This is a genomic window from Corynebacterium accolens (assembly GCF_023520795.1).
Classification (GTDB): domain Bacteria; phylum Actinomycetota; class Actinomycetes; order Mycobacteriales; family Mycobacteriaceae; genus Corynebacterium; species Corynebacterium accolens.
In genome coordinates this window covers 917,131-933,429 of the sequence record NZ_CP046605.1, presented here as the reverse complement: position 1 = coordinate 933,429, position 16,299 = coordinate 917,131, and the positions used below count along the sequence as shown (strand labels likewise).

The 16,299-nt window shown below is 60.0% G+C and carries 18 protein-coding genes; 10 read left to right on the top strand and 8 right to left on the bottom strand.

Going from position 1 to position 16,299, the window contains the following annotated elements; all coding sequences use genetic code 11:
- The first annotated feature begins 38 nt into the window (after nt 1-38).
- Nucleotides 39-851: a DUF6542 domain-containing protein gene (locus CACC_RS04525; protein WP_244262174.1), complete on the top strand. Its 813-nt coding sequence runs from the start codon at nt 39-41 to the stop codon at nt 849-851.
- Nucleotides 852-928: 77 nt separating this feature from the next.
- Here the strand turns inward: CACC_RS04525 and CACC_RS04520 are convergent, their stop codons facing one another.
- Nucleotides 929-1,879, bottom strand: coding sequence for a 4-hydroxy-3-methylbut-2-enyl diphosphate reductase (locus tag CACC_RS04520; RefSeq protein ID WP_005280054.1), 951 nt, complete (start codon nt 1,877-1,879; stop codon nt 929-931).
- Between the two features lie 153 nt (nt 1,880-2,032).
- Here CACC_RS04520 and xseA point away from each other — a divergent pair, with 153 nt between their 5' ends.
- From xseA to CACC_RS04505, 3 genes are read left to right on the top strand one after another with little or no spacing between them, the layout of a single operon-like run.
- A complete protein-coding gene (xseA, locus tag CACC_RS04515; protein ID WP_005280053.1) occupies nt 2,033-3,274 on the top strand; it encodes an exodeoxyribonuclease VII large subunit in 1,242 nt (413 codons plus the stop codon).
- Nucleotides 3,275-3,298: 24 nt separating this feature from the next.
- On the top strand, nt 3,299-3,577 hold the full coding sequence (locus CACC_RS04510; protein ID WP_005280052.1) for an exodeoxyribonuclease VII small subunit: 279 nt from the start codon (nt 3,299-3,301) through the stop codon (nt 3,575-3,577).
- Complete coding sequence (locus tag CACC_RS04505; protein ID WP_005280051.1) at nt 3,577-3,957, top strand: hypothetical protein; 381 nt, start codon at nt 3,577-3,579, stop codon at nt 3,955-3,957. Before CACC_RS04510 ends, CACC_RS04505 begins: the two co-directional genes overlap by 1 nt.
- On the opposite strand, the gene CACC_RS04500 is transcribed toward CACC_RS04505, so the two are convergent.
- A complete protein-coding gene (locus tag CACC_RS04500; RefSeq protein ID WP_034666895.1) occupies nt 3,941-4,510 on the bottom strand; it encodes a DUF4245 domain-containing protein in 570 nt (189 codons plus the stop codon). The genes CACC_RS04505 and CACC_RS04500 overlap by 17 nt on opposite strands.
- A gap of 217 nt (nt 4,511-4,727) precedes the next feature.
- On the opposite strand from CACC_RS04500, the gene glpX reads away from it, so the two are divergent.
- From glpX to CACC_RS04480, 4 genes are all read left to right on the top strand, one after another.
- Nucleotides 4,728-5,741, top strand: coding sequence for a class II fructose-bisphosphatase (gene glpX, locus CACC_RS04495; RefSeq protein WP_005280049.1), 1,014 nt, complete (start codon nt 4,728-4,730; stop codon nt 5,739-5,741).
- Between the two features lie 108 nt (nt 5,742-5,849).
- Entirely contained in the window at nt 5,850-7,250 is a 1,401-nt protein-coding gene (locus CACC_RS04490; RefSeq protein ID WP_005280048.1) for a class II fumarate hydratase, read from the top strand.
- A 230-nt stretch (nt 7,251-7,480) separates the two neighbouring features.
- The gene (locus CACC_RS04485) at nt 7,481-8,104 is read left to right on the top strand and encodes a TetR/AcrR family transcriptional regulator (protein ID WP_005280047.1); all 624 of its coding nucleotides are present in this window, start codon (nt 7,481-7,483) and stop codon (nt 8,102-8,104) included.
- Nucleotides 8,098-9,666 (top strand): MDR family MFS transporter, encoded by a 1,569-nt coding sequence (locus tag CACC_RS04480; protein WP_005280046.1) that lies wholly within the window; start codon nt 8,098-8,100, stop codon nt 9,664-9,666. Before CACC_RS04485 ends, CACC_RS04480 begins: the two co-directional genes overlap by 7 nt.
- Here the strand turns inward: CACC_RS04480 and CACC_RS04475 are convergent.
- The 5 genes from CACC_RS04475 to CACC_RS04455 all read right to left on the bottom strand — a co-directional run bounded on the left by CACC_RS04475 (nt 9,663) and on the right by CACC_RS04455 (nt 13,530).
- A complete protein-coding gene (locus tag CACC_RS04475) occupies nt 9,663-9,806 on the bottom strand; it encodes a hypothetical protein (RefSeq protein WP_005280039.1) in 144 nt (47 codons plus the stop codon). The two genes, CACC_RS04480 and CACC_RS04475, sit on opposite strands and share 4 nt — an antisense overlap.
- 35 nt (nt 9,807-9,841) lie before the next feature.
- The gene (locus CACC_RS04470; RefSeq protein ID WP_005280037.1) at nt 9,842-10,420 is read right to left on the bottom strand and encodes a GNAT family N-acetyltransferase; all 579 of its coding nucleotides are present in this window, start codon (nt 10,418-10,420) and stop codon (nt 9,842-9,844) included.
- Nucleotides 10,421-10,498: 78 nt separating this feature from the next.
- Nucleotides 10,499-11,863, bottom strand: a complete 1,365-nt coding sequence (gene phoH2, locus CACC_RS04465; protein WP_005280036.1) for an RNA 5'-3' helicase PhoH2 — start codon at nt 11,861-11,863, stop codon at nt 10,499-10,501.
- Between the two features lie 238 nt (nt 11,864-12,101).
- A complete protein-coding gene (locus tag CACC_RS04460; protein WP_330919333.1) occupies nt 12,102-12,701 on the bottom strand; it encodes an LGFP repeat-containing protein in 600 nt (199 codons plus the stop codon).
- Between the two features lie 154 nt (nt 12,702-12,855).
- The gene (locus tag CACC_RS04455; protein WP_005280034.1) at nt 12,856-13,530 is read right to left on the bottom strand and encodes a LysR family transcriptional regulator substrate-binding protein; all 675 of its coding nucleotides are present in this window, start codon (nt 13,528-13,530) and stop codon (nt 12,856-12,858) included.
- A gap of 35 nt (nt 13,531-13,565) precedes the next feature.
- Here CACC_RS04455 and CACC_RS04450 point away from each other — a divergent pair, with 35 nt between their 5' ends.
- Nucleotides 13,566-13,970, top strand: coding sequence for a DUF5997 family protein (locus CACC_RS04450; RefSeq protein WP_005280033.1), 405 nt, complete (start codon nt 13,566-13,568; stop codon nt 13,968-13,970).
- Here the strand turns inward: CACC_RS04450 and glyA are convergent.
- On the bottom strand, nt 13,967-15,250 hold the full coding sequence (glyA, locus tag CACC_RS04445) for a serine hydroxymethyltransferase (RefSeq protein WP_005280032.1): 1,284 nt from the start codon (nt 15,248-15,250) through the stop codon (nt 13,967-13,969). The two genes, CACC_RS04450 and glyA, sit on opposite strands and share 4 nt — an antisense overlap.
- Nucleotides 15,251-15,369: 119 nt before the next feature.
- Here glyA and coaA point away from each other — a divergent pair, with 119 nt between their 5' ends.
- Nucleotides 15,370-16,296: a type I pantothenate kinase gene (coaA, locus tag CACC_RS04440; protein WP_005280031.1), complete on the top strand. Its 927-nt coding sequence runs from the start codon at nt 15,370-15,372 to the stop codon at nt 16,294-16,296.
- Nucleotides 16,297-16,299: the final 3 nt, after the last annotated feature.

Below are 16,299 nucleotides of genomic sequence, written 5' to 3'. Positions count from 1 at the left end.
TAGCCATTGGCCCGCGCCAGGCGGTAGGATTTTGCGACGTGTCACTAGCCAAACAACGAAAGCCTACCGCCGCGCAACGCCTAAGCATGCCGAGCATCTCGCTACTGAAAGGCCTTGGGCTATTGGCGGCACTTTTGATCACCGGCGCATTGATTTCCATTCTTGCCGGCTCCATAGGCTGGATGTACTTTGCCTTCCTCATCATCAGCTCGCTACTCATAGCGCTCATCGTTGAGGAGCGGGGCTTATTCCTGTCCATCGCGTCCATCCCCATCTTCTACGCGGTAACCGTGGTGACGGCGGGAATCGTCATCACCAAGTCCAATGCCCCGGAAGGCACCAGTTTTTCTAAGACGTCGCTGCTGACCTCCGTGTATCCGCTGGTTCAGAACTTCGTGTGGTTGCTTATCGCGGTCCTCGGCGCGGCTGCAATCGGCATCCTGCGCTGGATGCGCTTCCGCAAGACCGCCCAGCGCGCCGTCAAGCAGCAAAAGGTATCGCGGCGCGCGGACATGAAGCGGGACCGCCAAAACCGCGCTGAGCGGCTCTCCGTGGCGGAACTCATGGCGCGCGATAGAACCGAAAACGGACAGGTTCAGTCCCCACGCGCCTCCCGCCGCAGATCGCATGCACAGACGCAACCGCCGCAGAAGCCGCAGGATCGCATCCGCGGACGCGACCGAGAAGAGCGCCGCCGCGAGCAACAGGCAGAACGCGAAAATCGCTTGCAGCCGGATCCGAACCGGCGCGCGGGGGACGTGATACCACCGGCTCCCGAACGAGGTCCCTCCGCTTCAGCAAAAGACGAGGCTGCCAAGAAGCAGCGGTGGGACGATAATCTCTATGAGTAAATAAAACCGTGAGCTCCCGGCGCTCTTTACGAGGCCGCGGGGCTCACGGTTTTTCGTTGCCTCTAGGCGGTTACGCGCTAGGTGCGCGCGGGGCGCAGGTCGCGCGGCAGCGCGAAGGTGATGGATTCGGTGGAGGTGGTTACTTGCTCCACATCATTAAAGCCGCGATCATCCAAGTACTCGAGCACCTCGCGCACCAAAAGCTCTGGCACGGAGGCGCCACAGGTCACGCCAACGGTCTCTACGCCGTCAAGCCATGCTTCATCGATTTCTTCGGCAAAATCCACCAAGTGGGAGTCGCGCGAACCCGCCTCGAGTGCAACCTCTACCAGGCGCACCGAGTTGGACGAGTTCTTAGAACCCACCACGATCATCAGATCGCACTTCGGCGCGATGGCCTTGACGGATTCTTGCCGGTTTTGGGTGGCGTAGCAAATATCATCTGACGGCGGGTTTTGCAGGTGCGGAAAACGCTCGCGCAGCTTATTGACGATGACTACGGTCTCATCCACCGAGAGCGTGGTCTGCGAAAGCCAAATGAGCTTTTCATCCTGCAGGTAATCCGGCAGCTTGTCCACGCCGTCGATACCATCGACCAGGTGCGTAACATCGGGGGCCTCGCCCGCGGTGCCTTCTACCTCTTCGTGGCCTTCGTGGCCCACGAGGAGGATGTGGTAGCCATCGCGCTCAAAACGCTGGGCCTCCTTGTGCACCTTGGTCACCAAGGGGCAGGTGGCATCCAGGGTCAGTTGCTTGCGCTCTTGCGCCTGATTGCGCACCGCCGGGGAAATGCCGTGGGCGGAAAAGACGAGGTGGGCACCCTCTGGGGCCTCGGCGGCCTCTTCAACGAAGATGACTCCGCGCTTGGCCAAAGATTCAACGACATAACGGTTGTGGACGATTTGCTTGCGCACATAAATGGGTGCGCCGTATTTTTCTAGCGCCTTTTCTACGGTCTCGACGGCGCGGTCCACTCCAGCGCAGTAACCGCGCGGTGCCGCGAGGAGAACATTTTTACCATCAGTCATGCCTCCCAGAGTATCGAAAGGTAAAGCAAAACAATAGTAAGGCCTATCCAGCAGGGAAAGCGCCCATCTAGGCCACCCAAGCGGGGCGCCACGGGCCCTGAGCACCTACACTAAAAGGCACTGTATGGCGCTGTACAAGGAAAGGGTGGCTGCGTGAACCAACCGGCAAATACTCCAGAGACCCCGTGGCCCGTGGGCCAGGTCAATGACCAGGTGAAGGGATGGATCGAGCGCCTAGGATACCTGTGGGTGGAAGGCCAGTTAACGCAGATTAATTACAAGCCCACCTGGAAGCTGTCCTATCTCACCCTGCGCGATGTCCAGCAGGAAAAGTCGGTGCAATTGACTTGCTCGTCCTCAATGCTGCACAACTTGCCCACGCCGCTAAAAGATGGCGACCGTGTCATCGTGCACGGCAAGCCCGCCTTTTATGCCGGCCGCGGATCCTTTTCCCTGTGGACCACGGAGATCCGGCACGTAGGCATCGGCGATTTGTTGGCGCGCATCGAAAAGCTACGCGCGCAGCTTGCCGCAGAAGGCCTCTTTGATCCCGCGCGCAAGCGCCCGCTTCCCTACCTCCCGCAGAAAATCGGCCTGATTACAGGCCGCGGTTCTGCCGCCGAGCGCGATGTCATGGCGGTTGCCCGCGACCGGTGGCCGGCCGTGCAATTCCGCGTCATTAATACTGCGGTCCAGGGGGCGAATACCGTCCCCGAGGTGATTTCCGCCCTGCAGGAGCTCGATGCCGATGCGCAGATCGATGTCATCATCATCGCCCGCGGTGGCGGTTCCGTCGAAGACCTCCTGCCCTTTTCTGAAGAAGCCCTGCAACGCGCCGTCGTGGCCGCAAGTACCCCGGTGGTCTCCGCGATTGGCCACGAGCCGGATAGCCCGGTGCTCGATAACGTGGCGGATCTGCGCGCGGCTACCCCGACGGACGCCGCCAAGCGCGTGGTCCCGTCGGTGGCAGAGGAACGCGCGGTCATCGCTGAGGCGCGATCCCGCATGGCGGCGGCCTTGCGCGGCTGGGTGGAACGTGAGCGCCGTGGATTGGATAATATCCGCTCGCGCCCGGTGCTGGCCGATCCGATGACGCCCATCCGCGCCCACCGCGAGGAGGTCGAGCGCATGCGCACGAGTATGCGCCGCGAGCTGCGGGTGCTGCTGGATCGCGAGACCCGGCACGTGGAGTCCCTGCGCGCGCGGGTTTCTGCTTTGGGGCCTTCCGCCACGCTTGCCCGTGGGTATTCTATTGTCCAGGTCTTGCCCAAAAATGGCAGCGATCCGGAGGTCGTCAGCTCTTATGAGCAATCACCGCCCGGCGCGCAATTGCGAATTCGCGTGGGCGATGGTTCCATCACCGCCGTGTCCATGGCCTCCCAGGCCGCCGATTAGCCAGAAATAGTAGGAGAATTGCTGATGTCAGATGAAACCATTGGTTCCGGCCAGCCGGGCCAGGATGCCTTTACTCCCGTAGAGGAGTTGAGCTACGAGCAGGCGCGCGATGAGCTCATTGAGACCGTCAAGATTTTAGAGCTCGGCCAGATGGGCCTGGACGAGTCCCTGAAGTACTGGGAGCGCGGCGAGGCGCTTGCCCGCACGTGCGAGTCCCACCTGGATGGCGCCTCCAAGCGCGTGGAAGATGCCCTAGAGAAGGCAGAAAACAACGAGCAGCAGGCCGAGGAGGGTGAAGAGTAGTGCAGATTTATGGTTACCCGGGAAAGCGGATTGATTTCGTATCCAAATCGGCATCGGCAGGCTCCATCATGGGCGGCGATTCCCGCGCGCTGGTAGAGGAGTTCTTCGGGCCGGCGCATACCAGCACCCAGGTTTCGGGCACCGAGGAGGAACTCAGCTACTTTTCCCGGTCCATCGTGCTGCTGCTTGCCGATGCCCACGTGGTCCAAGTCTCCATCTACCCGCAGCGTTCTCAGCGCGAGCGCGTGGATGTCTACCTAGAAAAGACGCGGCTGAGCGGCCTGGATGCCGCTGGCTTAGAAGAAGCCACCGGTAATACTGAAGGAATCACGGTGGAAGCGGACTCTGAGGGGCTCAGCGAGGTTACTTTCCGCTTATAGGCTTGGCCTTGATAAAGGCCTCGGTGGCGGCGGCGAATTCTTCATCGGGGGCCGCGCCAGAGATGATGAGGCGGGCATCGCCCAGGTCAACAATCCACAAGCGGCGCACCGAATCGTCATCGCTTGCCAGCACGCGCACCTGGTGGCCGGCTACCTCGCGCGTAGAGTTCAGCCCGCGGTAGTTCGCATCGTATTTTTCGCCCGCGTCTTCTGCAGAAACCTGCGTTTGGGTGGATTCCACGTAGTTTCCGTCCGCAGTCAGCCAGCTGACGACGGTGGCTGTCTCGCCGCCTAGCTGCGAGCGGCGGGCCGCATTGGCCTGCCAGCCTTCAGGCATCTGGGGATCTCGGATGGCGCCAATACCGGCGCGGGCCTGCGTATCCAGGAAGGTCTCCTCGTCTACCTCTTGGACTGGGCCTTGCGCTGTTTCCGGATTGACCGAGCAGAGCCCGGTCGCGCCCACCACGAGCAACATCATGACGACCACTACGGATAGGGACAAAATGATGTCGCGAGCGCCTTCGAAAATCTTCGGTCTTTGTTCTGCTGCCACGCGCCTTAGTATCGCATGAGCCGCCGTGAAAGTGCCACATGCCTCCCGCGTGCGCACATTCGCGCCGTTAATGCCGCCAATAACAAGGAAAATCCCCACAAAAGGGGCCCCAAATCGGACCTATTGGCGCCAAAAAGTGCCAGAATAGGAAAAGTAGAACACTAAGCGCGTGGGAATTACCCCCACAGTGAGAACACATGGAAGGCAACCACTACACATGTCCGAAAACACTTCTTATTTGCCCGACCGTAACTTGGCCATGGAGCTGGTGCGCGTGACCGAAGCCGCCGCCTTGGCCTCTGGCCGCTGGGTTGGTCGTGGCATGAAGAATGAGGGCGATGGCGCGGCAGTCGATGCCATGCGCAAGCTGATTAACTCCGTGGCGATGAAGGGTGTCGTCGTCATTGGTGAGGGCGAAAAGGATGAGGCCCCGATGCTCTTCAACGGCGAAGAGGTCGGCACCGGTGAGGGTGCGGCGATGGACATCGCCGTGGATCCCGTGGACGGCACGCGGTTGATGGCTGAGGGCCGCCCCAATGCCATTTCCGTGATCGCCGCCGCTGAGCGCGGCACCATGTATGACCCGTCCGCGGTCTTCTACATGGAAAAGATCGCCGTGGGCCCAGAAGCCGTCGGTTCCATCGATATCAACCAGTCCGTGCAGTGGAATATCGAGTCCGTGGCCAAGGCGAAGGGCCTGCGCACCGCGGATGTCACCGTGGTGGTTTTGGACCGCCCGCGCCACGAAAAGCTCATCCAGGAAATCCGCGAGGCTGGCGCCAAGGTGCGCCTCATCATGGACGGCGATGTGGCAGGCGCCATCGCTACCTGCCAGGATTCCAACTCCATCGACATGATGATGGGCATTGGCGGCACCCCTGAGGGCATCATCACCGCCTGCGCCATGCGGTGTATGGGCGGCGAAATCCAAGGCAAGCTGTGGCCAAAGGATGAAGCGGAAGCGGAAAAGGCCCGCGCCGCCGGCCACGACCTGGATAAGGTCTTGGGCACCAATGACTTGGTCTCCTCCAAGAACTGCTACTTCGCCGCCACCGGCGTGACCAACGGTGACATGCTGCGCGGTGTCTCCTACCGCAATAATGGTGCCTCCACCCGTTCGCTGGTCATGCGTTCCAAATCCGGCACCATTCGCTACGTCGATTCCTTCCACAAGCTGGCTAAGCTGCAGGAATACTCCGTCGTGGACTACTCGGACCCCACCAAGAACTAAACCTCACCCCCAAATGGCGGGGCGGGCTCGGGCTTTTCGCGCTCTAGTTTTTAGCTTTTCGCCATACTGGGGGTAGACGCACACATTCAATTAACCGAGGTGATTTTCATGACCGAATACCGTACCGAACATGACACTATGGGCGAGGTTAAAGTTCCCGCCGATGCCCTGTGGCGCGCACAAACTCAGCGCGCGGTAGACAACTTCCCCATCTCCGGCCGCGGCCTGGAAGATGCGCAGATCCGCGCGCTCGGCCTGCTCAAGGCTGCATGCGCACAGGTCAATAAGGATTCCGGCAGCCTGGATGCGGAAAAGGCAGACGTCATTATCGCCGCTGCGAAAGAAATCGCGGAAGGCAAGCACAACGACGCCTTCCCCATTGACGTCTTCCAGACCGGTTCCGGTACCTCTTCCAATATGAACACCAACGAGGTCATCGCTTCCTTGGCGCATAAGCAGGGCGTCGAGGTTCACCCGAACGATGACGTCAACATGGGCCAGTCCTCCAATGACACCTTCCCCACCGCTACCCACGTGGCGGCTACGGAAGCTGCCGTCAATGACCTCATCCCGGGCCTGAAGGTCCTGCACGAATCCCTGACCAAGAAGGCGAAGGAATTCGCGGACGTCGTCAAGGCCGGCCGCACCCACCTGATGGACGCCACCCCAATCACCCTGGGCCAGGAGTTCAGCGGCTACGCCCGCCAGGTAGAGCTCGGCATCGAGCGCATCGAGGCTACCCTCCCGCGCTTGGGCGAGCTCGCCATCGGCGGTACCGCCACCGGTACCGGACTGAACACCTCCGCAGAGTTCGGCGGCAAGGTGACCGAGGAGCTCAAGAAGCTCACCGGCGTTGAGAACCTGAAGGAAGCAGAAAACCACTTCGAGGCACAGGCTAACCGCGATGGCCTCGTAGAGTTCTCCGGCGCCATGCGCTCGGTCGCCGTATCCTTCAACAAGATTGCCAATGACCTGCGCATGCTGGGCTCCGGCCCGCTGACCGGCCTGGCAGAAATCCACCTGAAGGACCTGCAGCCTGGTTCCTCCATCATGCCGGGCAAGGTCAACCCGGTTATCCCTGAGGCGGTTACCATGGTGGCCGGCCAAGTCGTGGGCAATGACGCAGCCGTTGCCTTCGGCGGCGCACAGGGCCAGTTCGAGCTCAACGTCTTCATCCCGATGATGGCGCGCAACGTGCTCGAGTCCGCTCGCCTGCTGGCCAACTCCGCCCGCGTCTTTGCTGAGAAGTGCGTCGACCACATCGAGGCCAACGAGGAGCGCATGAAGCACTTCGCGGAGTCCTCCACCTCCATCGTGACCCCGCTGAACTCCGCCATCGGCTACGAGAACGCCGCCAAGGCCGCAAAGCACGCACTCAATGAGAAGATCACCGTCCGCCAGGCCGTTATCGACTTGGGCTTTGTTGACGGCGAGAACCTCACCGAGGAAGAGCTGGACAAGCGCTTGGATGTATTGAGCATGACCAACCGCGAGCGCGACAATATCTAATCTAGTCCGCGTTTAGCGCTACGACCCCCGCTCGGAAATCACTTCTGAGCGGGGGTTTTCGCATGCCTGAGCACATGCCTGCGCGCACTTCCCGAGCATGGGAAGCGCGGGCAAAAAGGGACACCGGCAAGCGCAGGCTGTGAACTATAACATAGATTCAGCGTACACATCTACAAAATCACCCATTTTGCACTTGGTGCAAGTTTGCACCGAGTGTAAAGTTGCATTTTGTGCAAGAAGAACTATCACTACGCGAGCAGAAACGCCTAGAAACGCGGCTACGCATCGAGGATGCCGCCACAGAATTGGTGGATAAGCATTCCTTTGGCGAGGTCACTATTGAAGAGATCTGCGAACTAGCCGGTATTTCTCGGCGCACATTTTTTAATTATTTCGATTCGAAGGAATCCGCCGTGCTTGGGGCGCCAAGCGCTGACTTCACCGCGGAAATGCGCGAGTATTTCCTCCACGAGCCCACCACCAACATCATGGAGCTCGTCCTTAACCTGGTGGAACAGCACATGGAGGGCCATCACGTTAATCCCACGATTCGGGAGAGACGCAAGCGCATTGCTAATGACCCAGAGGCGGCCGCCGCCTCCATTAGCCGCAAGCGGGCGAAATCCATCGAGCTTATTGGGCTCATTGAGGAGCGCCTTGACCGGGAACCGGAACTGCGCGTCCTCGAGGGTCATTCCACGGCAACGGAGGCCATGGTCATCGCCGGTGTGGTCCGCGAGGCCCTCTGGCTTTCCATCGCCGCCCCCGATAGCGATTGCAGCGACGCCCTGAGTTCGCGTCTGAATGATTCACTGACTTTGATTAATGATGTTATGAAAGGAATCCGATGGTAGATACAGCCGAAAAGGCTCCTGCGCAGGGCCAGTCGCGGGCGGATAACCTGGGGCTCATTTTCTCTGCGCTAGTGCTCACCATGTTGATGAGCTCGCTGGGCCAGATGATTTTCTCTTCCGCTTTGCCAACGATTGTTGGTGAGCTTGGCGGCGTTGACCACATGAGCTGGGTCATCTCCGCATTCCTTGTCACCATGACCATCGCCATGCCGATTTCCGGCAAGCTGGGTGACATGCTGGGCCGCAAGTGGCTCTACATTGGAGGCATCGCCGTCTTCGTCGTGGGCTCCGCCATCGGCGGTTTCGCCGATTCCATGACGGTGCTCATCATCGCCCGCGCCGTGCAAGGCTTTGGCGCTGGGTTCATGATGATCTCCTCACAGTCCATCATCGCCGAGGTCACCTCCTCCCGTGAGCGTGGCAAGTTCATGGGCATCATGGGCGGCGTCTTCGGCCTGTCCTCCGTCCTTGGCCCCGTCTTGGGCGGCTGGTTTACTGATGGCCCCGGCTGGCGCTGGGGCATGTGGATGAATATCCCGCTCGGCCTGCTGGCCATGGTGGTCTGCATCCTGGTACTCAACCTGCGTGTGGGTCAGGCCGATATGAAGCGCTTTGACTGGCTCGGCGCCACCTTCATCGCCATTACCACCGCCTCCCTTATCCTCATGACCACCTGGGGCGGCACCGAGTATGACTGGGATTCCTCCATGATCCTCACCCTCGGCGCCATCACCCTCGTCGGCGCGATCATTACCACCATCGTGGAATTGCGCGCTGCCGAACCGCTCATCCCGGTGCGCCTCTTCAAGAACCGCAACATGGCCCTGACTACCCTTTCCGGCGTCATCCTGGGCCTGGCCATGTTCGGCGTGCTGGGCTATATGCCCACCTACCTGCAGATGGTCCACACCCTATCGCCCACTAACGCGGGCCTGATGATGATTCCGATGATGATTGGCCTTATCGGCACCTCCACCGGAGTCGGCTTCATCATCGCCCGCACCGGCCGCTACAAGATCTACCCCCTCATCGGCCTGGCTATTACCGCCGGCGCCCTGTTCTGGATGTCCCGCCTCTCGGTAAACACCTCTCTCACGCAGCTGGGCTTCGAGTTCCTCGCCTTCGGCATCGGCCTGGGCATGGTGATGCAGGTGCTCGTGCTCATCGTCCAGAACTCCTTCCCACTGTCCCAGGTGGGTACGGCTACCGCGGCGAATAACTTCTTCCGCCAGATCGGTTCTGCCCTGGGCGCTTCCCTGGTTGGTTCCATGTTCATCAACAACATGCAGGATGAGATGGCCAACCGCCTGCCGCGGGCCATCCAGCAGCTCGGCCCTGAGGGCGCGGCTTATGCCGAGAAGTTTGGCAATGCGGACGGCAATGCCAATAGCCTGACCCCAGATTTGGTCTCTTCCCTGCCAGAGCCGCTCGAGCAGGCAGTATTGAATTCCTACAATGACGGCCTTACCCCAGTCATCGCGCTGATGGTGCCACTCGTCATCATCGCCCTACTCGTCCTGCTTCCCCTGCGCGAAGAGCGCCTGAAGGAGACGATCGATTAAGGGAGCTGCATGCGCTGCGCGGTAGCCTGCCGCTTGCCGATGCCCCCATCGAGTCCGCCCTTGGCTACCCACTCGGCGGCCTCGCGAAGTAGAAAACGACTAAAGGCCGTAGCACCCGGGATAATTAATCTGCTCGGCATCGCTACGGCCTTCGTGGTTACTAGGCACAGTGTATTTAGCGGTTCTTTTCCTCCGGCTTGGGAAGCAGGAGTTCGTAGACATCGGTATCGCGCCACTGACCGGCCAACTCGCCATAGGTCATCTTGGCCATGTGGGAGTAGGTGCCGACCTTTTCAAAGCCGCGGGACTTGTGAAGGCCCGCAGAGCCTTCATTTTCTGGGAAGATCCAGGAGTGAATGGCCCACTTGTGCAGGTCCTTGCACACCTCAATGAGGCAATCGAGCAAGGCCCCGGCAATGCCACGGCCTTGGGCATCAGATCCCAAATAGATGGAATCCTCCACGACGCCGTGGAAGACGGTGCGCGAGGAAATCGGGGCGGCCGAAACCCACCCCAATACCTTGGAATCATCGTCCGCCTCAACGGCTACGTGCACCGAAGCCATGATCTTGGAATTCGTAAACTCCTCGTAGGTCAAGGAACGGGTCTCATAGGTGGCATGGCCGGTTTGCAGGCCCTGCTCGTAGATCTCCCGCATCTGCGGGTAATCGGCCGACGTGAAGGGCCGGATACGGAAATCCTTTTTCTTTTCGTCCGCAGACGTTTGCTTGGCGTTCTCGCTCATAGGCACCATTATTACTGGTCTTGGGTGATTTTTGCCATATAAATTTGATTAAATTCGCTGTCTGCGAACACGCTTTCATCCCTCCCCTTAGCCATTGCCCTCCAACAGATCCGTTACCAGCTCCGCAATGGCAGAGCGCTCCGAACGCTGAAGGGTAATGTGTGAGAAGAGCTCATGGCCCTTGAGCTTTTCGATGACCGCCTGTACCCCATCGTGGCGGCCCACCCGCAGGTTATCGCGCTGGGCAACGTCATGGGTGAGTACTACTCGCGAGCCTTCCCCCAAGCGCGAGAGCACGGTAAGCAAAACATTGCGCTCCAGCGACTGCGCCTCGTCCACGATAACGAAGGCATCGTGCAAAGAACGGCCGCGAATATGGGTCAGCGGCAGGACCTCGATGAGCCCACGCTCGTGGATCTCCTCCAGGACATTGTCAGAGACTAGACCTTCCAAGGTGTCATAGACCGCCTGGGCCCACGGGTTCATCTTCTCTGATTCGGAGCCCGGCAGGTACCCCAGCGATTGCCCGCCGACGGCGTACATGGGCCGGAAGACCACGATGCGGCGGTGCTCACCGCGCTCTAAGACCGCCTCCAAGCCGGCGCATAAGGCCAGCGCGGATTTGCCGGTGCCTGCCCTACCGCCGATGGACACGATGCCAACCTCCGGGTCCAACAGGAGATCGAGGGCGATGCGCTGTTCCGCCGAACGACCCTGCAGGCCAAAGGCATTTCGATCGCCGCGTACCAGGCGCATCGCCCCGTCCGGCATGATGCGGCCCAGGGCAGATTGCGCTCCGGCAACCAAGGTGATGCCGCAGTGCACCGGCAGGTCTTCCACTGGGGTGTCATCGTCCGTGACGGCCCCATCGAGCAGCACTTCCCCATCGCTGTAGAGGGCATCGATGACATCCGTGGTGGTATAGGCGGTGGCCATACCGGAGTACCCGGTCAAAATGACATCCTGGGCGTGGTATTCATCGGCCGGCACGCCCACGGCGCCGGCCTTGACGCGCAGCGGTACGTCCTTGGTCACTAGGACCGTGTCCTTGCCCTCGTGCGCGAGGTTCAAGGCGCAGGCCAAGATGCGGTGGTCTCCTTCCGGACCGCGGAATGCGGCCGGCAAGAGCGATTGGTCTTGGTGATTGAGCTCTACCCGCAGGGTACCGCCGGCCACGTTGACCGGAACGGGTTGGTCAAGCGCCTCATAGGTAGCGCGCAGCTCTTCCAAAAAGCGAAGAGCTTGGCGGGCGAACCAGCCAAGCTCCGGGTGATGACGTTTTCCTTCCAATTCAGAGATAACCACGACGGGAAGGACAACCTCGTGTTCGGCGAATTTTCGCAGCGCCCACGGGTCAGATAATAAGACCGAGGTATCAAGGACGTAGGTCTTGGTAGCGACGTCATTTTCCGTGGTGCCTAGTGGAGTAGAAAGTACAGAGGGGCGAGTCATGGTGGCAGGAATCTTCCTTTGTGAAACGGTAGAAAGCTGTTCTTCCTTGTCTATCTCCCCCAGGACCGCTAATGATCGCGATCCTTTAGGGGTTGCCACCCAACCTAAGCACCCAAGGTTGAAATCACATGGGTGGAAGATGAACTTTAAGAAAACGACAAATCCCTGCGGGAAAACCCGCAGGGAAAGTGACGAGAGTGTTCGGCGTGCCGCTTGGGCAGGCGCCGAATTTTAGCCTTTAGGCCTCGATATCAGCCTTGAATTGGCCGTCTTCACCCTCGGTCCAGGAGATGGTGCCGTTGCTAAACTCTTGGGTCCAGCCGTTTGCGTCGGTTGCGTCAGCCTCTGGGTTGGTAGGCAGGCCAACGGAGGCGTCGAGGCCGCCCTCGTTGACCCAGGTCTCAGCAATCTTGCCGATGACCGGCTGTGCGCCAGTCTCCTCAGAGTAGACCAAGTGCTTGCCACCCTCGAAGGTAGCCAGGGTGCCCTTATCGGAGGACTCTACGCTCTGCACGTCGCCCCACTCAGCCTGCTTTTCCTCGATGGCGGCGGCGAGATCAGCCGGAACTTCCTCCTCGCCATGTGCGGTGGTGATGGTCTGGGTATCGCCCTTGGCGCCCTCTGCATTATCGTCTTTAGAGCCGGTTGCCTCTGCGGCAGCGGAACCAGCGGCATCGGTAGCATCGGATGCGGCAGAACCAGCAGCATCCGAGGCGTCTGCGGCTACGGAGCCAGCGGCATCCTTCGCGTCATCGGCAGCATCCTCTGCATCTGAGCATGCTACGAGAGCAACGGAGAGGGTTGCGGCCGCGAAGCCACCTGCGATACGACGAGTCATCTTGCGCATTTCTAGATCTACCTTTCGATTTTCAGCCGAAAATTAGTTCACTGTAGTTTTAGGCCGCCGTTGAGGCGAGCGCAGCCCACCGTAGACCCCAAGTGCACTATGTCGCCACTCTGTGCACCGAGGTTTGCGCGGTTCAGGTTTCAGTTCATCGCCGTTTACGCTGCTTAGGGCGCTTCTTTTGTTTCTGTAACGGATTGTTAACAATCCTTCGAGACTGTTTGGCTTTAGCTTTTTCGCGGGCCGTGCGCTTCGGCTTCTCCTGCCTGGAGGAGCGGGCGGTACGCCCCTTAGCGATGCCCACAAAGTCCTGAATTGCCTCGCTATCCTCCGCCTTTCGCCAGACCAAGGCAATTTCGGTGACCGGCACCTCGCTGCCCTTCAGCGCAAGCGGAACCACCTGTTTCTTGCTGAGGATTTTTAGCAGCGGCAGCGGTGCGATGGCGATGCCCACATTGGCCGCGACCACCTGCAGGGCCTCGCGCACGGCGGCGATATCGACCTCACCGGCATCGGTGAGGCGGTAGTTAAGGTGCTCATCGGAGACATCGGCAAGCGCAAGCGCCTCGCCCACCTCCGCATAAACTGAATCTTTCGGGACCGCAATGCCAGGGGCCTCCTCATAAAGGCGCACCACGTGGAAAGAGTCATCCACCCGCGGATCCGGCAGGCGCGTTAGCGCCAGATCCACGTGACCTGCGAGCAATTCTGCCATGCTGTCATCCGCATCGACGGTGGATAAACCGCCGTGGGCAGTATTGTCCTGAAATCTCTGAAACCATTTTCCAGGTTCCGTACCGGTCACAAAGGCTAAGCGCAGCATGGAGCACAGTCTACTGAAAGTGCTACGGTTAAACCGTGAGTGAACAACATAACCAACAGCAACCGTCCGGTACCGCGATGCGCGCGCAGACCGCCGCTAAAAAGCTGAATATCTATCTGCCCGCCGCGCCTGAAGAATTTCAAAATAGCGCGGTCAGCCACGAGGAACTGCGCGAGCTGCAGCACAATCCCCCGCAGTGGCTGCAAACGCTGCGCCGCAAAGGCCCCCACCCCCGGCAGGAAGTTGCCCACAAACTGGGCATTTCCGTTACCGCGCTAAAGAAGAATGACATGGATAAGCCGCTGACCACCGCGGAAATCAGCGAGCTTTTGGAAAAGCAGCCGGAGTGGCTGCAGCAAGCCCGCGCCACGCTGGCGCAGGCTCGCGGCCACGACGTCCACAAGGACGCCGCAGAGGAGTCCTCAGAAGATAAGGACTAAACCAGCTTCCAGTCCTCGAGGCCCTCATACAGCGGGTAGTCCTCCGCGATCTTATCGACGCGCCGGCGAAGTGCCTCGACATCGGCATTATTGCCCTGTGCCAAGGCGGTACCGATGACATCGGCAACCTCGGTGAAGGCTTCCGCATCGAGGCCACGGGTGGCCAGGGCGGAGGTGCCGATGCGCAGGCCCGAGGTGACCATCGGCGGGCGAGGATCGTTCGGGACCGCATTGCGGTTGACGGTGATTCCTACCTGGTGCAGGAGATCTTCTGCCTGCTGACCATCGAGCTGCGAATTGCGCAGATCCGCCAGGACGAGGTGGACATCGGTGCCGCCGGAGACGACGTCGACGCCAGCTGCCCGCGTATCTTCCGCCAAAAGGCGATCGGCCAGAATGCGGGCACCCTCGAGGGTGCGCTCCTGGCGCTCCTTGAATTCCTCGCTGGCCGCAATCTTCATGGAAATGGCCTTTGCCGCCACCGCGTGCATCAGCGGTCCACCCTGCTGGCCGGGGAAGACATTGGAGTTCAGCTTCTTTGCGTACTCCTGCTTGGCCAAGATCATGCCGGAGCGCGGACCGCCCAAGGTCTTGTGCACGGTGGTGGAGACGATATCGGCGTGCTCGACAGGGTTCGGGTGCAGGCCCGCGGCAACCAGACCCGCGAAGTGGGCCATATCAACCCACAGGTAAGCGCCCACCTCATCGGCAATTTCGCGGAAGGCCGCGAAATCCAGGGTGCGCGGGTAAGCGGACCAACCGCCGATGATAACCTTTGGCTTCTCCTCAATTGCCTGCTCGCGCAGCTTATCCATGTCCACGCGCATGGTCTCTGGATCCACGCCATACGCTGCGACATCGTAAAGCTTGCCGGAGAAGTTCAGCTTCATGCCGTGGGTCAGGTGCCCACCGTGGGCCAAGGACAGGCCGAGGATCTTATCGCCCGGTTCCGCGATGCTGGCCAGGACTGCGGCATTAGCCTGCGCGCCGGAGTGTGGCTGCACGTTGGCAAATTCCGCGTTGAAGAGCGCCTTCGCGCGGTCGCGGGCAAGATCCTCAACGACGTCGACGTGCTCACAGCCGCCGTAGTAACGACGCCCCGGGTAGCCCTCGGCGTATTTATTGGTCAAGACAGAACCCTGTGCCTGCAGGACGGCGCGCGGCACGAAGTTCTCAGAGGCGATCATTTCCAGGGTTTCACGCTGGCGGGAGATTTCTCCCTGGATAGCGCCGAAAACATCTGGGTCAAGATCGCGCAGGTCAGTATTGAAAGAAGCCATATAAGACTAGTCCTCTTCTCGGTAGGAAGCAGTATGAGCCATTACATATCATAACCTTTCGGCTACCTTACAGGGGGCAAATTTTTCATTCCCTTGTTACGGCGTGCGACAATTAAGCCATGGCGCGCAACCTGGATTCGAGCCCCTACCTCGACTTTGACCGTGAAACCTGGCGTGAACTACGCAAATCGATGCCGCAGGTGCTGACAGAAAACGAGCTTGAAGAACTTCGCGGCATCGGTGACCGCATTGATTTGGACGAGGTCGCAGACGTCTATCTCCCCCTCTCCCGCCTTATCCACATGCAGGTCACCGCCCGGCAGCAGCTCACCGCCGCCACCGAGGCCTTTTTGGGCAACCCGCCCACGCACGTGCCCTTCGTCATTGGCGTGGGCGGTTCCGTGGCCGTGGGTAAATCCACCACCGCCCGCCTCCTCCAGGTGCTCTTGCAGCGCTGGGACTCGCATCCGAAGGTGGATCTGGTTACCACGGACGGATTCCTCTTTCCCACCCAAACGCTTAAAGAGCGCGGGCTAATGAAGCGCAAGGGTTTTCCCGAATCCTATGACCGCCGCGCGCTCATGCGCTTTGTCACCGACGTCAAGTCCGGAAAGCCCGTGGTCAAGGCGCCACTGTATTCGCATATCACCTATGACATCGTCAAAGATCGCTACCAAGAGGTCAACCAGCCCGATATTCTGATTTTGGAGGGCCTCAACGTCCTTCAGACCAGCCCCACCCTCACCATTGCGGATCTCTTTGATTTCTCCGTCTACGTCGATGCCCGCACGGACGATATTGAGCAGTGGTACATCGATCGCTTCCTCACGCTGCGCAATACCGAATTCCGCCGGCCGAATGCGCACTTCGCCGCCTATGCCGATATGGATGATGACCAGGCGCGCGCCCAAGCCCGCGAAATTTGGCAATCCATTAACCTGCCGAACCTGGTAGAAAACATCCTGCCCACCCGCGTGCGCGCCTCGTTGGTATTGAAAAAGGGCTCGCATCACCTCGTTGAAAAGGTACGGATGCGAAAAATCTAGCCG